Source organism: Rhodococcus sp. OAS809 (assembly GCF_040546695.1).
Lineage (GTDB): Bacteria > Actinomycetota > Actinomycetes > Mycobacteriales > Mycobacteriaceae > Rhodococcus_F > Rhodococcus_F qingshengii.
In genome coordinates, this window is the sequence record NZ_JBEPOI010000002.1 from 4,770,852 (window position 1) to 4,787,668 (window position 16,817).

17 protein-coding genes are annotated in these 16,817 nt (G+C 61.3%); 11 read left to right on the top strand and 6 right to left on the bottom strand.

Annotated features, from left to right (window positions below; genetic code table 11):
* Nucleotides 1-88: 88 nt before the first annotated feature.
* The 3 genes from kynB to ABIE52_RS25180 are packed head-to-tail and all read left to right on the top strand — an operon-like array spanning nt 89 to nt 3,571.
* Nucleotides 89-820 carry an arylformamidase gene (kynB, locus tag ABIE52_RS25170; protein WP_116057772.1) on the top strand — a complete coding sequence of 244 codons (732 nt, stop codon included), beginning with the start codon at nt 89-91 and terminating at the stop codon, nt 818-820.
* Nucleotides 817-2,082, top strand: coding sequence for a kynureninase (kynU, locus tag ABIE52_RS25175; RefSeq protein WP_192712781.1), 1,266 nt, complete (start codon nt 817-819; stop codon nt 2,080-2,082). Before kynB ends, kynU begins: the two co-directional genes overlap by 4 nt.
* A gap of 55 nt (nt 2,083-2,137) precedes the next feature.
* Nucleotides 2,138-3,571, top strand: coding sequence for an amino acid permease (locus ABIE52_RS25180; RefSeq protein ID WP_192712782.1), 1,434 nt, complete (start codon nt 2,138-2,140; stop codon nt 3,569-3,571).
* Between the two features lie 13 nt (nt 3,572-3,584).
* Here ABIE52_RS25180 and ABIE52_RS25185 read toward each other — a convergent pair whose 3' ends face one another.
* A complete protein-coding gene (locus ABIE52_RS25185; protein WP_192712783.1) occupies nt 3,585-4,271 on the bottom strand; it encodes a dienelactone hydrolase family protein in 687 nt (228 codons plus the stop codon).
* Between the two features lie 56 nt (nt 4,272-4,327).
* Between ABIE52_RS25185 and ABIE52_RS25190 the strand changes: the two genes are divergently transcribed.
* The 4 genes from ABIE52_RS25190 to ABIE52_RS25205 all read left to right on the top strand — a co-directional run bounded on the left by ABIE52_RS25190 (nt 4,328) and on the right by ABIE52_RS25205 (nt 8,791).
* Entirely contained in the window at nt 4,328-5,272 is a 945-nt protein-coding gene (locus ABIE52_RS25190) for a D-cysteine desulfhydrase family protein (protein WP_054187490.1), read from the top strand.
* Nucleotides 5,269-6,126, top strand: coding sequence for a helix-turn-helix transcriptional regulator (locus tag ABIE52_RS25195; protein ID WP_050655982.1), 858 nt, complete (start codon nt 5,269-5,271; stop codon nt 6,124-6,126). The genes ABIE52_RS25190 and ABIE52_RS25195 overlap by 4 nt, the downstream gene beginning before the upstream one ends.
* A gap of 94 nt (nt 6,127-6,220) precedes the next feature.
* Complete coding sequence (locus ABIE52_RS25200) at nt 6,221-7,204, top strand: ABC transporter substrate-binding protein (protein WP_030536016.1); 984 nt, start codon at nt 6,221-6,223, stop codon at nt 7,202-7,204.
* A 420-nt stretch (nt 7,205-7,624) separates the two neighbouring features.
* Nucleotides 7,625-8,791: an alkane 1-monooxygenase gene (locus ABIE52_RS25205; protein ID WP_007730881.1), complete on the top strand. Its 1,167-nt coding sequence runs from the start codon at nt 7,625-7,627 to the stop codon at nt 8,789-8,791.
* 36 nt (nt 8,792-8,827) lie between these two features.
* Here ABIE52_RS25205 and ABIE52_RS25210 read toward each other — a convergent pair whose 3' ends face one another.
* Entirely contained in the window at nt 8,828-9,745 is a 918-nt protein-coding gene (locus ABIE52_RS25210) for a nuclear transport factor 2 family protein (protein WP_225320166.1), read from the bottom strand.
* Nucleotides 9,746-9,777: 32 nt separating this feature from the next.
* Nucleotides 9,778-10,416 carry an NAD(P)-dependent oxidoreductase gene (locus tag ABIE52_RS25215; protein ID WP_030536013.1) on the bottom strand — a complete coding sequence of 213 codons (639 nt, stop codon included), beginning with the start codon at nt 10,414-10,416 and terminating at the stop codon, nt 9,778-9,780.
* A gap of 167 nt (nt 10,417-10,583) precedes the next feature.
* Here ABIE52_RS25215 and ABIE52_RS25220 point away from each other — a divergent pair, with 167 nt between their 5' ends.
* The 3 genes from ABIE52_RS25220 (at nt 10,584) to ABIE52_RS25230 (ending at nt 12,912) form a co-directional block, all read left to right on the top strand.
* Nucleotides 10,584-11,555 carry a serine/threonine dehydratase gene (locus tag ABIE52_RS25220; RefSeq protein ID WP_042446253.1) on the top strand — a complete coding sequence of 324 codons (972 nt, stop codon included), beginning with the start codon at nt 10,584-10,586 and terminating at the stop codon, nt 11,553-11,555.
* Nucleotides 11,556-11,612: 57 nt separating this feature from the next.
* The gene (locus ABIE52_RS25225; protein WP_020971062.1) at nt 11,613-12,014 is read left to right on the top strand and encodes a hypothetical protein; all 402 of its coding nucleotides are present in this window, start codon (nt 11,613-11,615) and stop codon (nt 12,012-12,014) included.
* 61 nt (nt 12,015-12,075) lie between these two features.
* Complete coding sequence (locus tag ABIE52_RS25230; protein WP_003943056.1) at nt 12,076-12,912, top strand: DUF1206 domain-containing protein; 837 nt, start codon at nt 12,076-12,078, stop codon at nt 12,910-12,912.
* Nucleotides 12,913-12,931: 19 nt separating this feature from the next.
* Here the strand turns inward: ABIE52_RS25230 and ABIE52_RS25235 are convergent, their stop codons facing one another.
* The 3 genes from ABIE52_RS25235 to ABIE52_RS25245 all read right to left on the bottom strand — a co-directional run bounded on the left by ABIE52_RS25235 (nt 12,932) and on the right by ABIE52_RS25245 (nt 15,760).
* Complete coding sequence (locus ABIE52_RS25235) at nt 12,932-14,239, bottom strand: serine hydrolase domain-containing protein (RefSeq protein ID WP_192712784.1); 1,308 nt, start codon at nt 14,237-14,239, stop codon at nt 12,932-12,934.
* An 82-nt stretch (nt 14,240-14,321) separates the two neighbouring features.
* Entirely contained in the window at nt 14,322-15,059 is a 738-nt protein-coding gene (locus ABIE52_RS25240; RefSeq protein WP_151098352.1) for an SDR family oxidoreductase, read from the bottom strand.
* The gene (locus ABIE52_RS25245) at nt 15,056-15,760 is read right to left on the bottom strand and encodes a TetR/AcrR family transcriptional regulator (protein WP_050655986.1); all 705 of its coding nucleotides are present in this window, start codon (nt 15,758-15,760) and stop codon (nt 15,056-15,058) included. Before ABIE52_RS25245 ends, ABIE52_RS25240 begins: the two co-directional genes overlap by 4 nt.
* A gap of 175 nt (nt 15,761-15,935) precedes the next feature.
* On the opposite strand from ABIE52_RS25245, the gene ABIE52_RS25250 reads away from it, so the two are divergent.
* The gene (locus tag ABIE52_RS25250; protein ID WP_047269436.1) at nt 15,936-16,817 is read left to right on the top strand and encodes a DUF4190 domain-containing protein; all 882 of its coding nucleotides are present in this window, start codon (nt 15,936-15,938) and stop codon (nt 16,815-16,817) included.

A 16,817-nucleotide genomic window follows, 5' to 3' on the forward strand; every position in this document is an offset into this window, starting at 1 on the left:
CCGTCGATGATCCTAGCTTTTGCCAAACACATCGAATTATCAAACGGTCGAGATCGACACAGTCGACTGTTGCGACGAAGGGGTCTGGATGCTTCCGAGGATCGGCCGACACGCGGGCGACGGACACACGGGCGACTGGAGGGCGCGGTTGATCGACATCAGCCCGCCGATCTCCGAATCGACGCCCGTGTGGCCAGGCGATACCGCCTTCACCCGCGCTGTCACGTCCGACCTCGGCGGCAGTGACGCCGTCACCATCAACCGAATCACCACCACTCCGCATATCGGTGCTCACGCCGATGCGCCGGCGCACACTCGCATCGACGGCGCGACCATTGGTTCCGTTCCCCTCGATCCCTATCTCGGCGAAGCACTGGTGGTCGACATGACGGGGGTCGACGGTGCCGCCTGCATCAGGCCCGTCGAAGAGACGGTGGAGCGACTCGGCGGACATCTGCCGCAGCGGCTGATTCTGAGGACGTACCCGAAGTACCCGCGCGAGTGGGACAACGACTTCGCCGGTGTATCTCCGGAGCTGACCCACTGGTTCGCCGACCGCGGTGGAGTTCTGATCGGAATCGACGGCGCCTCGTTCGATCCGATGGACAGCAAGACCATGGACGGGCACCACGCGGCAAGCGATCGTAGCGTCGCGATCCTCGAAGGACTTTGCCTCGACGACGTCGACGAAGGCTACTACGAGTTGATCGCACTGCCGCTGAAGTTCCTCGACCTCGATGCCAGCCCGGTACGGGCCGTGCTCCGGACTCTGCCTTCATCACCCTCAACGCCGACACATGCAGGAGAAGAATCGTCATGACATCGACAACCACACTTTCGTTGGAAGACTGCGTCAAGGCCGACGCAGTGGATCCCCTGAGGGAGTTCCGCCGCGAGTTCGCGATTCCGGAGGGCGTTCTCTACTTCGACGGAAACTCGCTCGGCGCGCATCCCATTGCCGCGCAGGAATGCGCCGCGAGAGTGATCGGCGACGAGTGGGGCAACGGCTTGGTTCGCAGTTGGAACGAGGCTGGATGGTTCGACCTCCCGGTCCGCCTCGGTGACAAACTTGCCCCGTTGCTGGGAGCAGGTGAAGGCGAAGTGGTAGTAACGGATTCGACGTCGATCAACCTGTTCAAGGCATTGGCCTCCGCGCTGTCCATCGCGGCTGCACAGGATCCCAGCCGGAAGGTGATCGTCTCCGAGCGAGACAATTTCCCCACTGACCTCTACATTGCGGAGGGCATCATCTCGCTGCTCGATCAGGGATACGAACTACGCCTGATCGACCAACCGGGCGACGTCACCGAAGCAGTAGGACCGGACACCGCCGTAGTGATGTTGTCGCACGTCAACTACCGCACCGGAAACCTGTATGCGATGACGGAAGTCACTGCAGCAGTGCAGGAACGTGGCGCCCTCATAATCTGGGATCTCGCACACTCGGCCGGCGCCGTCACTGTCGATCTGAGCGGAGCCGACGCCGACTTCGCGGTCGGGTGTACGTACAAGTACCTCAACGGTGGTCCGGGTTCGCCTGCATTCATCTGGGTCAACCGTCGCCATCAGAACACCGGAATCCAGCCGCTGTCCGGGTGGTGGGGGCACGCGCGACCGTTCGCGATGGAGTCGGCCTACGAACCCGGCGCAGGAATACGGCGCTTTCTGAGTGGTACTCAGCCCATCACGTCGTTGTCTCTCGTCGAATGTGGTCTTGACGTCGCGCTCAAAGCTGACATGGCCGACATCCGCAGCAAGTCGCTCGCGCTGGCCGATCTCTTCATCAGCCTCGTCGAGGAGCGTTGCGCTGCTTACGGTTTGGAGTTGATCACGCCGCGCGAGCACGAGCGTCGTGGCTCGCACGTGAGTTTTGTTCATCCCGAGGGCTATTCGATCATGAAGGCTCTCATCGCGCGGGGCGTCATCGGCGACTACCGCGAACCCGGAGTGCTGAGGTTCGGTATCACTCCGCTCTATCTCGGATACGCCGACGTGTGGAACGCCGTCGACGTGTTGCGAGACATCCTCGAGAACAAGTCCTGGGATCGCCCCGAATTCCGCGAGCGCGACGCAGTCACCTGATTCTTCTTCCAAGTTTCCGCGGACCGGGAGGTACCGCCTTTCGCAAGGAGCTTTCATGAGTGATTTCAAAAACATTCAGCAGCGAGAATCAGGTCTCAAACGCGAACTCGGCCCCAAGCAGATGAGCATGATCGCGCTCGGCGGTGCAATCGGCACCGGACTCTTCCTCGGCAGTAAGTTCGCCATCGGATTTGCCGGCCCGAGCGTCATCATCAGTTACGCGATCGGCGGGTTGATCGCCCTGCTGCTGATGGGTGCCCTCGCCGAAATGACCGTCGCACATGCGACATCAGGTTCGTTCGGTGCGTACGCAGAGTTCTACGTCGGACCGTTGATCGGCTTCCTCGTTCGCTATCTCTACTGGTCATGCATCGTCCTCGCGGTCGGTACCGAGGTCACCGCAATCGGTGAATACATGCAGTTCTGGTTCGCCGACGTACCGTCGTGGCTGTGGATCGTGTTGTTCTCCGGAGTGCTGATCGGCGTGAACATGTTCAACGTCAAGGCCTTCGGAACGATGGAGTACTGGTTCTCGACGATCAAGGTCTTCGCGATCGTGGCATTCATCGTGATGGCAGCGTACGTCGTGTTCGGTAGCGGGAACCCGGACTACGGATTTCACAATTACACGGCCGGTGGCGGATTCTTCCCGAATGGTTTGTCCGGCATGTGGTTTGCCGTGATCGTATCGATCTTCAGCTACTTGAGCATCGAGATGATCGCCATTGCAGCCGGTGAGGCGGAAAACCCCGCGGTGGCGGTGAAGAAGGCATTCCGTGTGACGATCGTCCGACTGTTCGTCTTCTACATCGCAACGCTTGCCTTGATTCTGGCAATCGCTCCGATGGACAAGATATTGAGCGGCGGAAGCCCTTTCGTCACGGTGATGCAGGTCGTGAAGATTCCGGGCGCAGACAGCGTGCTGAACTTCGTGGTGATCATCGCCGCGCTGTCCGCGATGAACAGTCAGCTGTACGTGTCTTCGCGAATGATGTTCTCGCTCTCCCGTGCTGGTGACGCGCCGGCCATTCTCGGCAAGGTCAGGGCCAACGGCTCACCGGTCAATGCCTTGCTGCTGTCGACGTCGGGTATCGCCGTCGCAACAATCGTCTACGTTCTCTTTCCCGAGCAGGCATTCACCTTGATGATCTCGCTGTCGATGTTCGGGGCAATGGCGACGTGGCTGCTGATCTTCGTGACGCACTGGTTCTTTCGCAAGCGGATGGCAAGCGAAGGACGAACCCTCTCGTTCACGATTCCGTTCTTCCCGGTGGGGACGATACTGGGTGGTGTCCTCATGGTCGCGATCCTCGTCACGACATTGTGGGTCGAGGATTTCAAGATGACCTTGGTGTTCGGGGTGCCGTTTGTTCTTGCCGTGATCGGCATCTACTACTTCACCCGATCACGTCGGGCGCAGAGTCGAGCGGTAACGGCTGAACAGGTTCAGGACGAGATCACCGGCACGGTGGTCAAGCGGTTTCCCTGACTTACATTGGCAATCACAGGGTTTCGTTGAAAAACTCCATAGTGCGGGTCCAGGCGAGGGCAGCAGAATCCGGGGCGTAGTGGCTGGCCGAAGTGTCGTTGTTGAACGCGTGGCCGGCGTCGGCATAGCGGTACACCCGGGCGAGATCGGACGCGGTTGCGCGCAATTGCTCGACGCTCTCCGGCGGGATACTCGGATCGAGGTCGCCGTAGTGACCGAGCCACGGGACCTGCAGTTGCGCTGCAAGTTCGGTGCCTGCGGCAATCCCATCCCATCGGGCTTCTGCAACGCCGCCACCGTAGTACGTGACAGCGGAATCGACGAGGGGTACGGCGGCACACCACAGGGATGCGGTGCCGCCCATGCAGAATCCGAGGGAGCCGACTTTGTCTGCTCCCTCGGATCGGCTGTAGTCGACGGCGGCACGTACGTCGTGGCCGATGCTTGTGCCGTCGAGTGCCATGAGCGCATCCTTCGCGGACGGGAAGTCGGTGAAGGAGGTCTGTGCGCCGCGGTGGTAGAGATGCGGGGCGACGGCAAGGTAGCCGGCATCGGCGAGGCGTTCGAGGATGCTCTCGATGTGTTGGTTCACGCCCCACGCTTCTTGGAGAACTACTACCGCATGTCTCGGTTCACTCGGCGAATCCGGTCGGCTGACGGTCAGCGGTACATCACGTGTGGTCGTCGTGAAAGTTCCCATGTCCCGACTGTATGCGAGCCCAGCCTGTAGGTGCACGGTCGAACTAGACTCGTCAAATGTTGAGTTCCGCCGTTCCGCCGATCAGCTTGGGCAGTTGGCCGACGCCCGTCGAACCTCTGGCGCGTTGCGCGCAGGCACTCGGATTGGGGCCGGAAGATCTGTGGATCAAACGTGACGACGTCACCGGCCTGGGCGGCGGCGGCAACAAGATCCGAAAGCTGCAGTACACCTGCGCTCAGGCTTTGGCCGTCGGCGCGACGACTCTGATCACTACCGGTGCACCGCAAAGCAATCACGCTCGCTTGACTGCGTCGGCAGCAGCCCGTTTGGGATTGCGTTGTGTGCTGGTGCTCGGTGGTGCCGAGCCGGAATCCGCGCAGGGAAATCTCGTTCTGGATGCACTCGCGGGCGCTGAGATCGTCTGGGCCGGTGGGGACACGGCATCCGCGCTCGACGCCGCGGTGCAGGCCGTCGCGGACTCGGGCGGTGTACCTTTTGTCATTCCCTTCGGTGGTACCAGCGCGGTGGCTGCGCAGGGATACGTGGACTGCGCACGCGAGATCGAACAGCAACTCGCCGGCGTCGATCGCGTCGTGGTTGCACTCGGATCGGGTGGAACGATGGCAGGCCTTGTCGCGCATCTGGGCGTCGACAGAGTTGTGGGCGTCGACGTCGGGGCTGTTGCCGACCCGGTGTCGACTGTCGCTGGGTTGTTGGACGAGATGCCTGGTCCGACCGCGCGAGCCGCAGATCTTCAGATCCTGCGAAACCAAGTTGGACAAGGATATTCGACGCTCACGGAAGCATCAGCCGGCGCGATCCGATGTTTGGCTCGTACTGAGGGCATCTTCCTCGACCCGACGTACACCGGCCGAGCCTTTGCGGGATTGATCCAACTCGTGAAGGACGAAGCCATCACGGCGGGATCAAAAACGGTCTTCCTGCACACCGGTGGGTTGCCTGGCCTGTTCGGACATCCCGAACTGTCGACGCTGCGGTGAGCGAGCAGATCGACTACCCGCTCAGCAGTCCGCTCGACGAACTGTCCGAGTGGCAACGCGTCGTTCGACCGCTGCGCGTCAGTGCCGACGGGTACTTGCGGTTGGCGACCAATCGGCTGGCCGTCGATTCCGACTACACCTGGGAGATGCACCGCCACAGCGATCACGAATTGCTGTGGGCGATCGACGGTGTTCTCGAGGTCCGTACTCCGGAGACTGTGTACACGGTGCCGAGCGGAGTCAGTCTGTGGATCCCGTCCTTTGTTCCCCACGAGGTGACAGCGCGCAGCGGCACAGAATTGTCGTGCACGTGGTTGGTGGCATCCGATGTGACCGGGTTGGATCGTGTGGTGGCCTTGTCCACCCCTCCGCTGCTCGAACAAGTACTCGATCACCTCACCCGAGACGACTTGACCGACGCGGCTCGTCGACGAGCCGAGGCGTTTGCCATCGACCTCGTCGAACCCGTTCCGCGACTGATTTTCGATGTGCCGCTGCCGACGACGCCGTGGCTTCGGCAGATCGCAGATCAGTTGGTTGCCAGCCCGGCCGACACCCGATCGGTCGAGGAGTGGGCCACCGACGCGAAGGTCAGTACGAGGACTCTCACACGACGGTTTCCGGCCGAAACCGGATTGACCTTCTCGGAATGGCGTATGCGACTGCGGGCTCATCATGCGATGCAACTTCTGGCACTCGGTCGAAGCATCTCGTTTGTGGCGCGGAAGACGGGTTTTCGTTCCGAAAGCGCGTTCGGTGCGGCTTTTCGTCGAACGATGGGCGTGACGCCGGGGGAGTTTGCAAGCCTGATCGATCATCCGCGCGCGCCAATGACCGATTGGCTACAGGACTAGTCCGAACAGCGACTCTAAGTGCCTCGATCGGACTTGTGCCGTGCCGCAGAATGAACTTAGGGTTGGCTAAACAATCACCCTGTAGGAGTTCTGCGTGCGCGCAATTCGATCATTTTCTTTCGGTTCCAGAGTCATCGCAGCGGCGGCGGTTGCCGTCGTAGGTGCGATGGTGGTGACCGGCTGTTCCTCGTCGTCGGCCGACTCCGAGCAGACGGACGTCCGGACCGTCGCGTCGGCGTACGGGGACATCGAGGTGCCGGTTTCACCTGAGCGCGTCGTCGCCGCGTCGTACGACACTCCTTGGCAGCTCATGTCTCTCGGAGTGAAACCGGCTGCTGTGCAGGACTACGGCAAGTGGATCAGTGAATTCACGCCGGAGCAGCAGGCCTTCGTCGACGGGCTCCCGACCATCGGGCCTTTCGGGGAAATGAACTTCGAAGCGATCGCTGCGGCGGATCCCGACATCATTGTCGGCGACGCCGACGAGGTGGACCAAGCGGCGTTCGACCGTCTGTCCGGCATTGCACCCACCGTCATCGTCAAGGGAGAGAGCCGAGGCGACTGGAAGAAGATCACCACCGAGCTTGCTGAGGCAATTGGCAAAACCGACGTGCTCGAGTCGACGCGGACTGCTTACGAAGAGAATCTCGAACGTGTCCGTGGCGAGTACGCCGACGTGATCGCGACCAACAAGTGGATTCACATTTCACTCGGAGACGCGCCCGGCGCTTTCTCGGTTCAGCAGCCCACCGGTGCGATCGGCAATTTGGTGGTCAACGAACTCGGATTGGCGTACGGGCCCGGTGTTCCGACCAATTACACCGATGCCGGATACGCGTCCTATCCGATGGAGCAGTTGGCCGACATCCTGAACGGCGTGACGGTCGTGCTGTATCCGCTGAACGCGGACGGGTCGACCAGTGCGGCGGTTCAGGCGGTCCTCGACGACAACCTCTTCACGAGGCTGCCGGCGGCGCAGGCCGGGCACGTCTTCGGATTGCAGTCGAGCGTCACAGACTTCGTGACCGCGAACGGTTGGCTGAACGAAGTGAAAACGAAGGTGTTTGCAACGCTCTGACGCTTGCTCACCTTTTCACTGCGTGCCCGCAACTGACCAGTTGAGGGCGCGCAGTCTTTTTGGTCGCCACTACGAGCGGAAATCCTGTCCTCTGCTTATGATTTCTGTCACTGCCGGTTACCGTTACTTCGACGAGGGCGACGCGGTTCGACCTTGCCCTGGCAGGGATCATCGATCCTCGGCGACGTGCGGAGGTGGTCGCCATCCCCGCAGATCCGTGGGGTATTTTGTCCGTATCTACTGTCGGGGTGAGCAGTGATGTGCGGGGGAGTTTTTGGTGAGTACAAGCGCTCGTGCCGTCTTTCGAGCAGGGCGCTCTGGATTTCGGGACCATACCCGTCCGGACATTAGTTCTGGTTTGCTGAGCGTGAACGGTGCGTGGGGCGAATCGTTCGAGGGGACGAAAGGCGAGATCGGCGAATGACAGCGACTTCCGACGCACGGCGTACCGAATCGAACGCTGTCCAGAACACCGACTCGCCGTCCGGCGAAAATCCGCGCTGGCGCGACCGCAAGAGGTACCTGTGGCCGCTCGGATTGCTGATTCCACTCAGCCCGTTCCTCTCCTGGATTCTCGTCGACAACCTTCGTCTCGGATTGTTCTGGGCGACCGGCGCGTGGCTACTGGTCATCGTCATCCCGATCATCGACATGCTGGCCGGTGAAGACGGCGAAAGTCCGCCGGACGATGCGATCCCACGACTGCAGAAGGACCGCTACTACCGCTGGTGCACTTACGCGTTCCTCCCCTTGCAATACGCCGGTCTGGTCTTCGCCTGCTGGTGCTGGATCAACGCTCCGATGGGAATCGCGGAGAAGATCGCGATGTCGTTCACGGTGGGCGTCGTCGCCGGCGTCGGTATCAACGCGGCCCACGAGCTCGGCCACAAGAGCGAGAAGATCGAACAGTGGCTCGCGAAAGTGGCGCTTGCGCAATCTCTCTACGGGCACTTCTACGTGGAACATAATTTCGGCCACCATGTGCGTGTAGCGACTCCGCAGGACCCGGCCAGCTCGCGGTTCGGTGAGAGCTTCTGGAGGTTCTTGCCACGAAGTGTGTTCGGCGGCCTGCGTTCTGCCTGGCGGATCGAGAGCGCTCGACTCCAGCGGAAAGGCAAACGAACCTGGAGCTTCGAGAACAATATTCTCAACGCTTGGGCGATGAGCGTTGTCCTTTTCGCGACGCTGATCGGTATCTTCGGTTGGGAGGTCGCGCCCTGGCTCCTGCTGCAGGCAGTTGCCGGATTCACCTTCCTCGAAGCCGCGAACTACCTCGAGCATTACGGCCTGCTGCGTGGCAAGCGTGCCGACGGCTCGTACGTTCGCTGCAGCCCCGCTGACAGTTGGAACAGCGATCACGTCGTGAGCAATCTGTTTCTCTACCAACTGCAGCGGCACAGCGATCACCACGCCAACCCGAAGCTGCGGTACCAAAGTCTGCGTAGCGCGGCCGAAGCGCCGCAACTTCCGGCCGGCTACGCAGTGATGATCGTGATCGCGTGGATTCCACCGCTGTGGCGCCGGGTGATGGATCAGAGATTGTTGGACTACTACGACGGCGACACAGAACGAATCAACGTCGGCTGATCCGCATCCCTCTCTGAACTGTTCGGAGTTGTCGTCTCAGCGACCGTCGTCCCACACGGTGTTGCCGCTTGCAGTCGTCGACGGGTAGTCCTGGACGGCGTCCCAATGCTCGACGATTTTGCCGTTCTCGTCGAATCGGAAGATGTCCATCGAGCCGCTGCCGGCCGTTCCCTCACCGGACGAAGCGAAGGTCTGAACAAAGACGAAGTCGCCCTCGGCTACCGTCCGTGGAAACTTGGTGGCCTTGTCTTCGGTAACGGGTTCGATCCCGGCCAGTGCGGTGACAAATGCGTCCTTGCCGTCAGCGAACGAGGGGTTGTGCTGCGTGTAGGTCGGACCGACCAGCTGGTCGGCAGCCTCGGCGGCTTTGCCTTCGTTGAAGGCGAGCTGCAGGAACGTCAACGCGTTGGCCGTGTTGCGCTCCAAGACTTCTGACGACTTGGACGGCGACGAGGTGGGTCCGTCGAACATCGTGTTCGGATTCGCGGACGTTTCCGGCACGTCTTGAATGGCATCCCAGTGTTCGACGATCTTGCCGTTGTCGACGCGGAAGATGTCGAATACCGCCTGGCCGCGGTCGCCGGGTGCAGACGTGGTGTGGGACTGGAGGGCAACCAGATCGCCCTCGGCGAAAACGCGAGTGATCTCGGCATGCAATCCGGGTGTGGCCTCGACGTAACCGCCTATGCCGCTGACAAATCCGGCTGCCCCATCGGCGGCGGTGGGGTTGTGCTGGATGTAGACGTCGCCAAGGTACCGGTCGGCGGCTTGCTGAACCTGACGGCCGTTGAACGCCAGTTCGTAGAAGTCCGTGACGACGGTCTTGTTGGATTCGAGTTGATCGCCCTGTTCGGCAACAACGCTCGTGGACGTCGTAGAACTGCTGGGCGTTGCGGATTCCGCGTCGTTGGAGCACGCGGTGAGCAGGAGTGCGGCGGCAGCGGGAACAGTCATCCAGGCTGCGCGCCTACGAAGGTTGCTCATATTCAGTGTGCGACGGTGAAACGCTGGCGACGGTGGGCCGGAGTCTCGATCTCGTCGACAAAAGCGTGTGCGTAGTCTTCGCCCGCGATGGCGGAGTTGCCCTCGGCGTCCGTCAGGAGAATGTCGCCACCCAACTGGAACGATCCCTTCGGGGCGACGCCGGCATGGGCACCGAACGCAGCGGCCGGGCTCACGTAGAACCAGTCGACATTGCTGTCGGTCGCGCGGAGCGCATCGAGGACGTCGGCGTGAGCGAGTGCCTCACCCTTGTATGCGTCCGGGAAGTCGGGGGTGTCGACGACGCGTGGCCCACCCTCGGAGACCAACAGGCTGCCGGCGCCACCGACTACGGCAATGCGAGCACCGTTGCGTGCGGCGGCATCTGCGAGGGGAGTGACGGCGTCGAGCAGGCGCTTGCCGTCGATCTCGCGAGCGGGGATGGCAACGACAACGACGTCGTTGTCTGCCGTGATCTGCTCCACGATCGTGTTGTCGTGAACAGAACCCTGCACGACATTCGTGTCGGTTCCGGACTGCGCGCTGCGAGCGACGACGGTTACCTCGTGGCCGCGTGAAGCGGCTTCTTTCGCGATTGCGCTTCCTGCAAAACCGTTTCCACCGAATACTGCGATCTTCGACATGGGGTGTGCCTTTCCTTGATGTCGTCGTTGTGCTTGTAGTAGTAAATTTATTCACCCCGAGGTGCATTGTCTCGGTCAGATGCGGGCATTCCTTGGTGAAAAACAGACATCATGATGACGATGGGCCGACTGCTTCGGGTCGGCGTTGCGAACCGTAGGGTTGGTACATGACTCTCACCGCCGACAACAATGCAGGTCCAGTGGCAATCGAGCGCTCGGACGTCGAAGCTGCGCGGACTCGTATCGCGGGACTGGCGCGGCGTACTCCGATCTTTCGCACTGCGCTACCGACGCCACAGGGTGAGGTACCGGTTCTGTTCAAGCTCGAGTACCTCCAGCACGGCGGTTCCTTCAAAGTGCGCGGCAGTCTCAATGCAGTGGAACGAGCGGTCGCCGACGGCACCATGCCCGATGCCGGCGTGGTGATCGCGTCTGGCGGCAACGCTGCAATCGGGGCCGCGTGGGCAGCGCGGCGACGAGGACTCACCTGCACAGTGGTGGTGCCGGAGACAGCGCCTGATGCCAAGGTGAAGGCTCTCGGAGAGTTGGGTGCAACCGTTCACAAGGTAGGCGACCGGTATGCACTCGCTGCTGCCGCTGCGGCGGACATCGCACGCACCAGCGGTGCGCTCGAACTGCACGCCTACGACCTGCCCGACATCGTCAGTGGGGCCGGCACCATCGCTCTCGAGATCGAAGACGACGCATCCGGACCGATCACGTATTGCGTTGCAGTCGGCGGCGGCGGATTGGTCTCTGGAATCGTCGCGGCGGCTCGTCCCGAAGATCACGTGGTAGCCGTCGAGCCGACCGGGGCTGCCACCTTGCGCACCTCGCTCGATGCGGGGCGTCCGGTGGATATCGAAGTAAACAGTATCGCCGGAGACTCGTTGGGGGCTACACGAATTGGTGCCATCGCCTGGGAGACACTGCATGAGAGTTCGGTAGACAGTGTTGTGGTCGAAGATGATTCGATCCGGCAAGCGCGGGCATTCCTGTGGCGGGAGTTCCGGATTCTGGTGGAGTTGGGAACCGCAGCAGCATTGGCTCCGGTTCTGAACGGAACGGTGTCGCCGCCGTCCGACGGTGAACTGTGCGTGGTTCTATGCGGAGCCAACACACATCCGACCGACCTGTAATTCAGCGTATTTGTTTGCCTGCGTGTGAGAAAGTCGCAGGTGGGTACCTCTCGCAGTATGAGTACCAGCAGCATTATCTGGATAATTGTTGCCGTGGTCGTGGTGATAGCGATCGTGGCCGCACTCCTGTGGGTGGCGCGAAACAGGCGTGACGAGCGTCGTCACATCGAGGCAGAACAGATCCGCGAAGACGTCGCAGACAAGTCACTGCAAGTAGGCGAGCGCGAGGCGCGGGCAGAAGAGACAGCAGCCAAAGCGCGCATGGTGCAGGCAGAGGCCGACGCCAAAGCGGCGGAAGCGTCTGCGCTGCAACATCATGCAGCGCAGCATCGGAAAGAGGCGACGAGTTCTCGCGAGGAACTGAACCAGCAACGAGATCATGCAGACACGATCGACCCCAAGGTTCCCAACCCCGAAGAACCGCGGTCGACGCCGGATCAGAACCCTCGAAACCCTTGATCTCGAAACACTTGATGCAGGCGTTCGAGGGAACTGTCTGCCCGTATATGGTTCGACGATCATGATGAATAAAGAATCGTCACCGCACGACCAGAAGAGCGTTGCGTCCACGGCGGCTGACGTCGCACAGAACAATGTCTTCGAGCGCTTTGCCCGTGCCGGATTCGTCGTCAGCGGTGTGGTTCATCTGCTGATCGGATATATCGCGATCCGCCTTGCTCTCGGTGGATCCGGGTCTGCGGACCAATCGGGTGCGATGGCCGAGTTGGCAGGAAAGCCGGGGGGTGTCTTCGCTCTGTGGGTCGGCGTCGTTGCCTTCCTTGCCATGGCGTTGTGGAGATTGGCCGAAGCTGCGTTGGGAAGCTCGTCGTCGCCGTCCTCTGACGACAAGAAGAAAGAGTTCTTCAACCGTGCAAAGGCTCTGGGCATTTCGCTCGTCTATTTCGGTTTTGCGTTCACTGCATTCGGATTCGCCCGCGGTAGCGGGAAGTCCAGCAGCGGTCAGAGTGCGGGGATCACGGCGCGTTTGATGGAGAACACGCTTGGAACTATCGCATTGGTGATCGGCGGGATCGCGATCATCGCCGTTGGTGTGTACCACGTGTACAAGGGCGCGAGCCAGAACTTCCTCGATGATCTGAAAGGCACACCCAGCAACTTCGTGCGCCGACTCGGAACCGTCGGGTACGTCGCCAAGGGCTTGGCCATCGCTGCAGTCGGCATTCTGGTTCTTCTTGCGGTCAACAGTTCCGAACCCGGCAAGTCCTCCGGACTCGACGGAGCGTTCAAGACGCTGGGCGCGCAGCCGTACGGAGTGGCGCTGCTGATCCTTGCCGGATTGGGCATCATCACCTACGGGCTCTACTGCTTCGTGATGGCGCGCTCGACGAAGATGTAGCGCCTGTAGGCAAGTGGGCCTATCCGAATGACCCGGTCTGGAAGCCGACGTCGCTGCCCGACGAACTTCCCGTCGAGCTACCGAATATGGGTCGTCTCGGAACCAGATCATGCATCAGGTTCACGGCTGCAGGGTCGATCATCGCCGCATTTCCACCGTTCGCCAGAATCGTGATCGACCAGCCGCTGTCGGGAACCAGCAGGGTGATGCAGTTGGATCCCGAGCTGTCTCCGTTTTTCTTGGCGAACCGTTGTGGGAAGTTCGGCGTCGGGGGTTGGAGCTGCCACGCCATTCCCATTCCGAATGCAGGATTCTCCGGAGCTTGCGTGTCGATCTGCTCGAGCATCGAGGTCAGGACTGGTTTGAGCGGGTTGTTTCCGTAGCCGAGAGTTGTTGCAGCCCAAATCGACATGTCCTCGGCGGTGCTGACCAGCCCACCCCCTCCTGCGATCGCACCCGTGTTGTTCCACAGAGGCGCTCGTGTGCCGTCGAGGTGGTACGGAACGGCAAGGTCGGTTGCTTTGGTCTCGATCACGGTACCCATCATCCCGAGCGGGTCGGTGATTTCGCGGGCGACTGCCGCCGCGAATGGTGGCTTCTCTTGTCCCGGAATGATTTTGTCGGCCATGAATGTGCCGAGCAGTCCGAACCCGAAGTCCGAGTACAGCCAGTGGCTACCGGGGGCGAACTCCAAGGCGCCGGCGTCTTGGAGTCCTTTCCAGAGCATATTTCTGGTGTACTTCGCCTTCTCGTCCGTGCACGATCGTGTGGGATCGGCACACCCCGCCGAAAGATTGGGCGGGTCGTCGCTCAGGCCGGAACGGTGGGTGACCAGTTGGCGAAGCGTGATCTCCTCGCCGCCGATGCCTTTCGGCAGCGGGTTGCCATCCGAATACTTGCTCGCCAGGTCGTCCAATCCGACTTCTCCCCGAGCGATCAGTTTCGCCAGTAGTGCAGCGGTGAAGGTCTTGGTCTCCGAGGCGATCTCGAATTGCGTTCGTGGAGTGACTCTCACGCCGTTTTCGACGTCGGCCTGGCCGTAGTGGTACGTAGTGGCGACACTCGCCTTGCGGTTCTTCTCATCCGGTTTGACGATGGCGAAGGCAAGGCCGGGGACTCCGCTGTTCAGCAGTGTCTCTGCGACGCGTTGCACCGCTTGGGCTTCAGCAGGATCGCCGACCCGCGAACCTGGATTGGGTGCCGTGGGGCCGGCGGCGCCGGCGGTCGAGGAGGTCGCGAGGGTTATGACCGCGGTTGCCGCCAGCCCTGCAACGCTGATGAACTGTCGTCGTGACGTCCGGGCGGACCCTCGATCCTGGTTATCCATTGTTTGCACATTACAACCAAAGTCGACTGGTTTGACTGTTTTGTCGGAATTGCCAAGGTGTGGTCCTTAGGCGATGGTTTCGCTAAATCACGCCGCCGTTGACGTAGATGACCTGGCCATTGACCCAACGAGCTGGGCCGGCGAGAAATGCGACAGCCTCCGCGATGTCCATCGGTGTGCCGAGGCGTTCCAGGGGAGCCAGCTTGGACAGGTTCTCCACTGTAGCTTCGTCTTTCCCGTCGAGGAACAGATCGGTGGCCGTGGGGCCTGGGGCTACGGCGTTGACCGTGATATCGCGTCCCCGTAGCTCTTTCGCGAGAACCAGAGTGATCGCGTCGACAGCACCTTTGGTGGCGGCGTACGCGGCATAAGTCGGAAATGCCAGCTTCTTCACGGAGGTGGAGAAATTGATGATCGCACCACCGCGCCGGACACGTCTGGCTGCCTGCTGGTCGACCACGAAGGTCCCTCGGACGTTGGTCCGATGCATCCGATCGAAATCGTCGAAGTTCAGTTCTGCGACGGTGGAGAGGATCATGATTCCGGCTGCATGGACGACGACGTCGATGCCCCCGAACTCCTCCTCGACCGTATCGAACAGGGCCGCGACTTCACCTTCGTCGGCGACGTCCGCATGCACCGCTATGGCGCGACCGCCCGCAGCGACGATGGCGTCAGCTGTTTCCTGGGCGCGTTGAATGTTTCCTGAATAGTGCACGGCGACAGCCATTCCGTCGGCGGCGAGCTTCTCGGCAGTCGCTCGCCCGATGCCGCCGGAAGCGCCAGTGACGATGGCGATGCGGGTGGTGGTGTCAGTCATGATGTAACTCCTGAACTGGTTTCGGTTGCATCGGACAGCTTGCGAAGCCACTCTCGTAGTAGGCCGACTTCGTTGGCGGAGAGAGAAGTTGAATCTGCGGCGGCCAGTTGGGCGTCGAGAGTAGATGCAACTCTGTTGAGTGAGGTTTCCGGGTGGGCGCCGGATTCGTCGATGATGGACGCGAAGATTCCGTCGCGAACTCGCTGTGACAGCGTCGGATCGGGGTACTGTTCCGGCCTGACGACGAGCATCAGAGCGACGCCCGCATTGGCGGACATCACCATCTGCGTAGCCACGTCGACCGATACGGTCAGAACACCTGCCGCAGCGCATCGTTGGAGAACGGATCGAAGTAGCGCCTGAGCCTGCAGGGCGGTGTCGGCGCTCTGGGCGGAAGGTGAGTGCATCAAGCGGTAGTGAGCGGGATGCGCGAGCGCGAAGGCGGTGTGCGCATCCCAGCCGGCCCGTAGATCGGCAACGGGGTCATCGGAAGGTGTCGCAGCGCGTTTACCTTCGAGGTATTCGAAGAAGCCCGCCTCGACGACGGCTGCGAGCAGACCGTCCTTGTCGCCGAACTGACGGTAGAGCGCGGGGGCGCCGACGCCGGCCATCTCGCACACGGCGCGGGTGGATATGTCGCCGTTGGGGGAGGTGTTGAGCAGCTCGGTTGCCGCGGCCAGAATCTTTGCTCTCGAGCTCATAAAAACAACGCTAACACAACTATGTAATCGTTGCTATCGCCGGTTTGGTCGTGCGAACGAACTACAGACACAGGCGCCAGAACTTGATCAGATGAGTGAGCCGGTCCGGCCACGGTTCTGTGTGGAGTGACGGCTAGAGCCGTTCTGTTCTCACACTCTGAACGAAGGAATCCTGGTGATCGACTCGGAAACTACTGTTGCGCAAAATAATTCGCATTTCGGTTATCTGGGGTGGATTCTGCGGGTCATCAGTGTCGTGGCGTGCGTTGCGGTTGCAACGGTCGTTGTCTCGCTGACGCTCGGGCCGCCATTCGCGCGGGCCTGGGCACAGTGGGTTGCTCGTCATCTAGGTGGGGACTTCGAGACGGGAGTCGTTGTCGGATTTGTGACTGGGCTTCTAGGCGCCGCTGTGACTTTGTTTGCAGCGCTGATGAGTTCGTTGGCGTGGCGGCGTCGCGGTGGCCCGGCATTGTCGCTTGGTGTCGGTGCCATTGCCATGCTTGCCGTTATTCCCGGCGCAGTGAATTTGAGTATCGCGGTCGGTGCAGCAGGATCCGGTGTGAGGGCGGCGGGGAGGATCCTCGACGTCGACGGGCCGGCGTTTCGTGGAGCCTGGATAGCCGGATCTGTGGCGGGGCTGTTGCTGTATATGGCCGCGGCGCTGCTGTTAGGGAGGAGCCTTCGTTCGACGTTCGGGCCTGTCAGGCAGGTGGCGGCACCGCTCCCTGGGGTGGTCGGCTACACCGCCGATGGCCGACCCGTTTTTGCACAAGTGGGCTTCACATCGGACGGGATTCCGGTACTCGCAGATCAACTTGAAGCGCGTTATCCAGCGCGACCAGCGGTCGGCACGAATGCCTTGGCCATCGTCGCACTTGTACTTGGAATCTTCGGTGGAGTTCTTGCTATTCCAGTGGGCCATGTGTCGTTGAACCAGATTCGCCGTTCCGGCGAAAGTGGGCGAGGATTGGCAGTGGCCGGACTCGTTCTCGGTTATCTGTCGCTGGTCGTCGTCGTAGGTGTCGTATTCGTGGCTGTGTCCGCGGCCTATCGATAA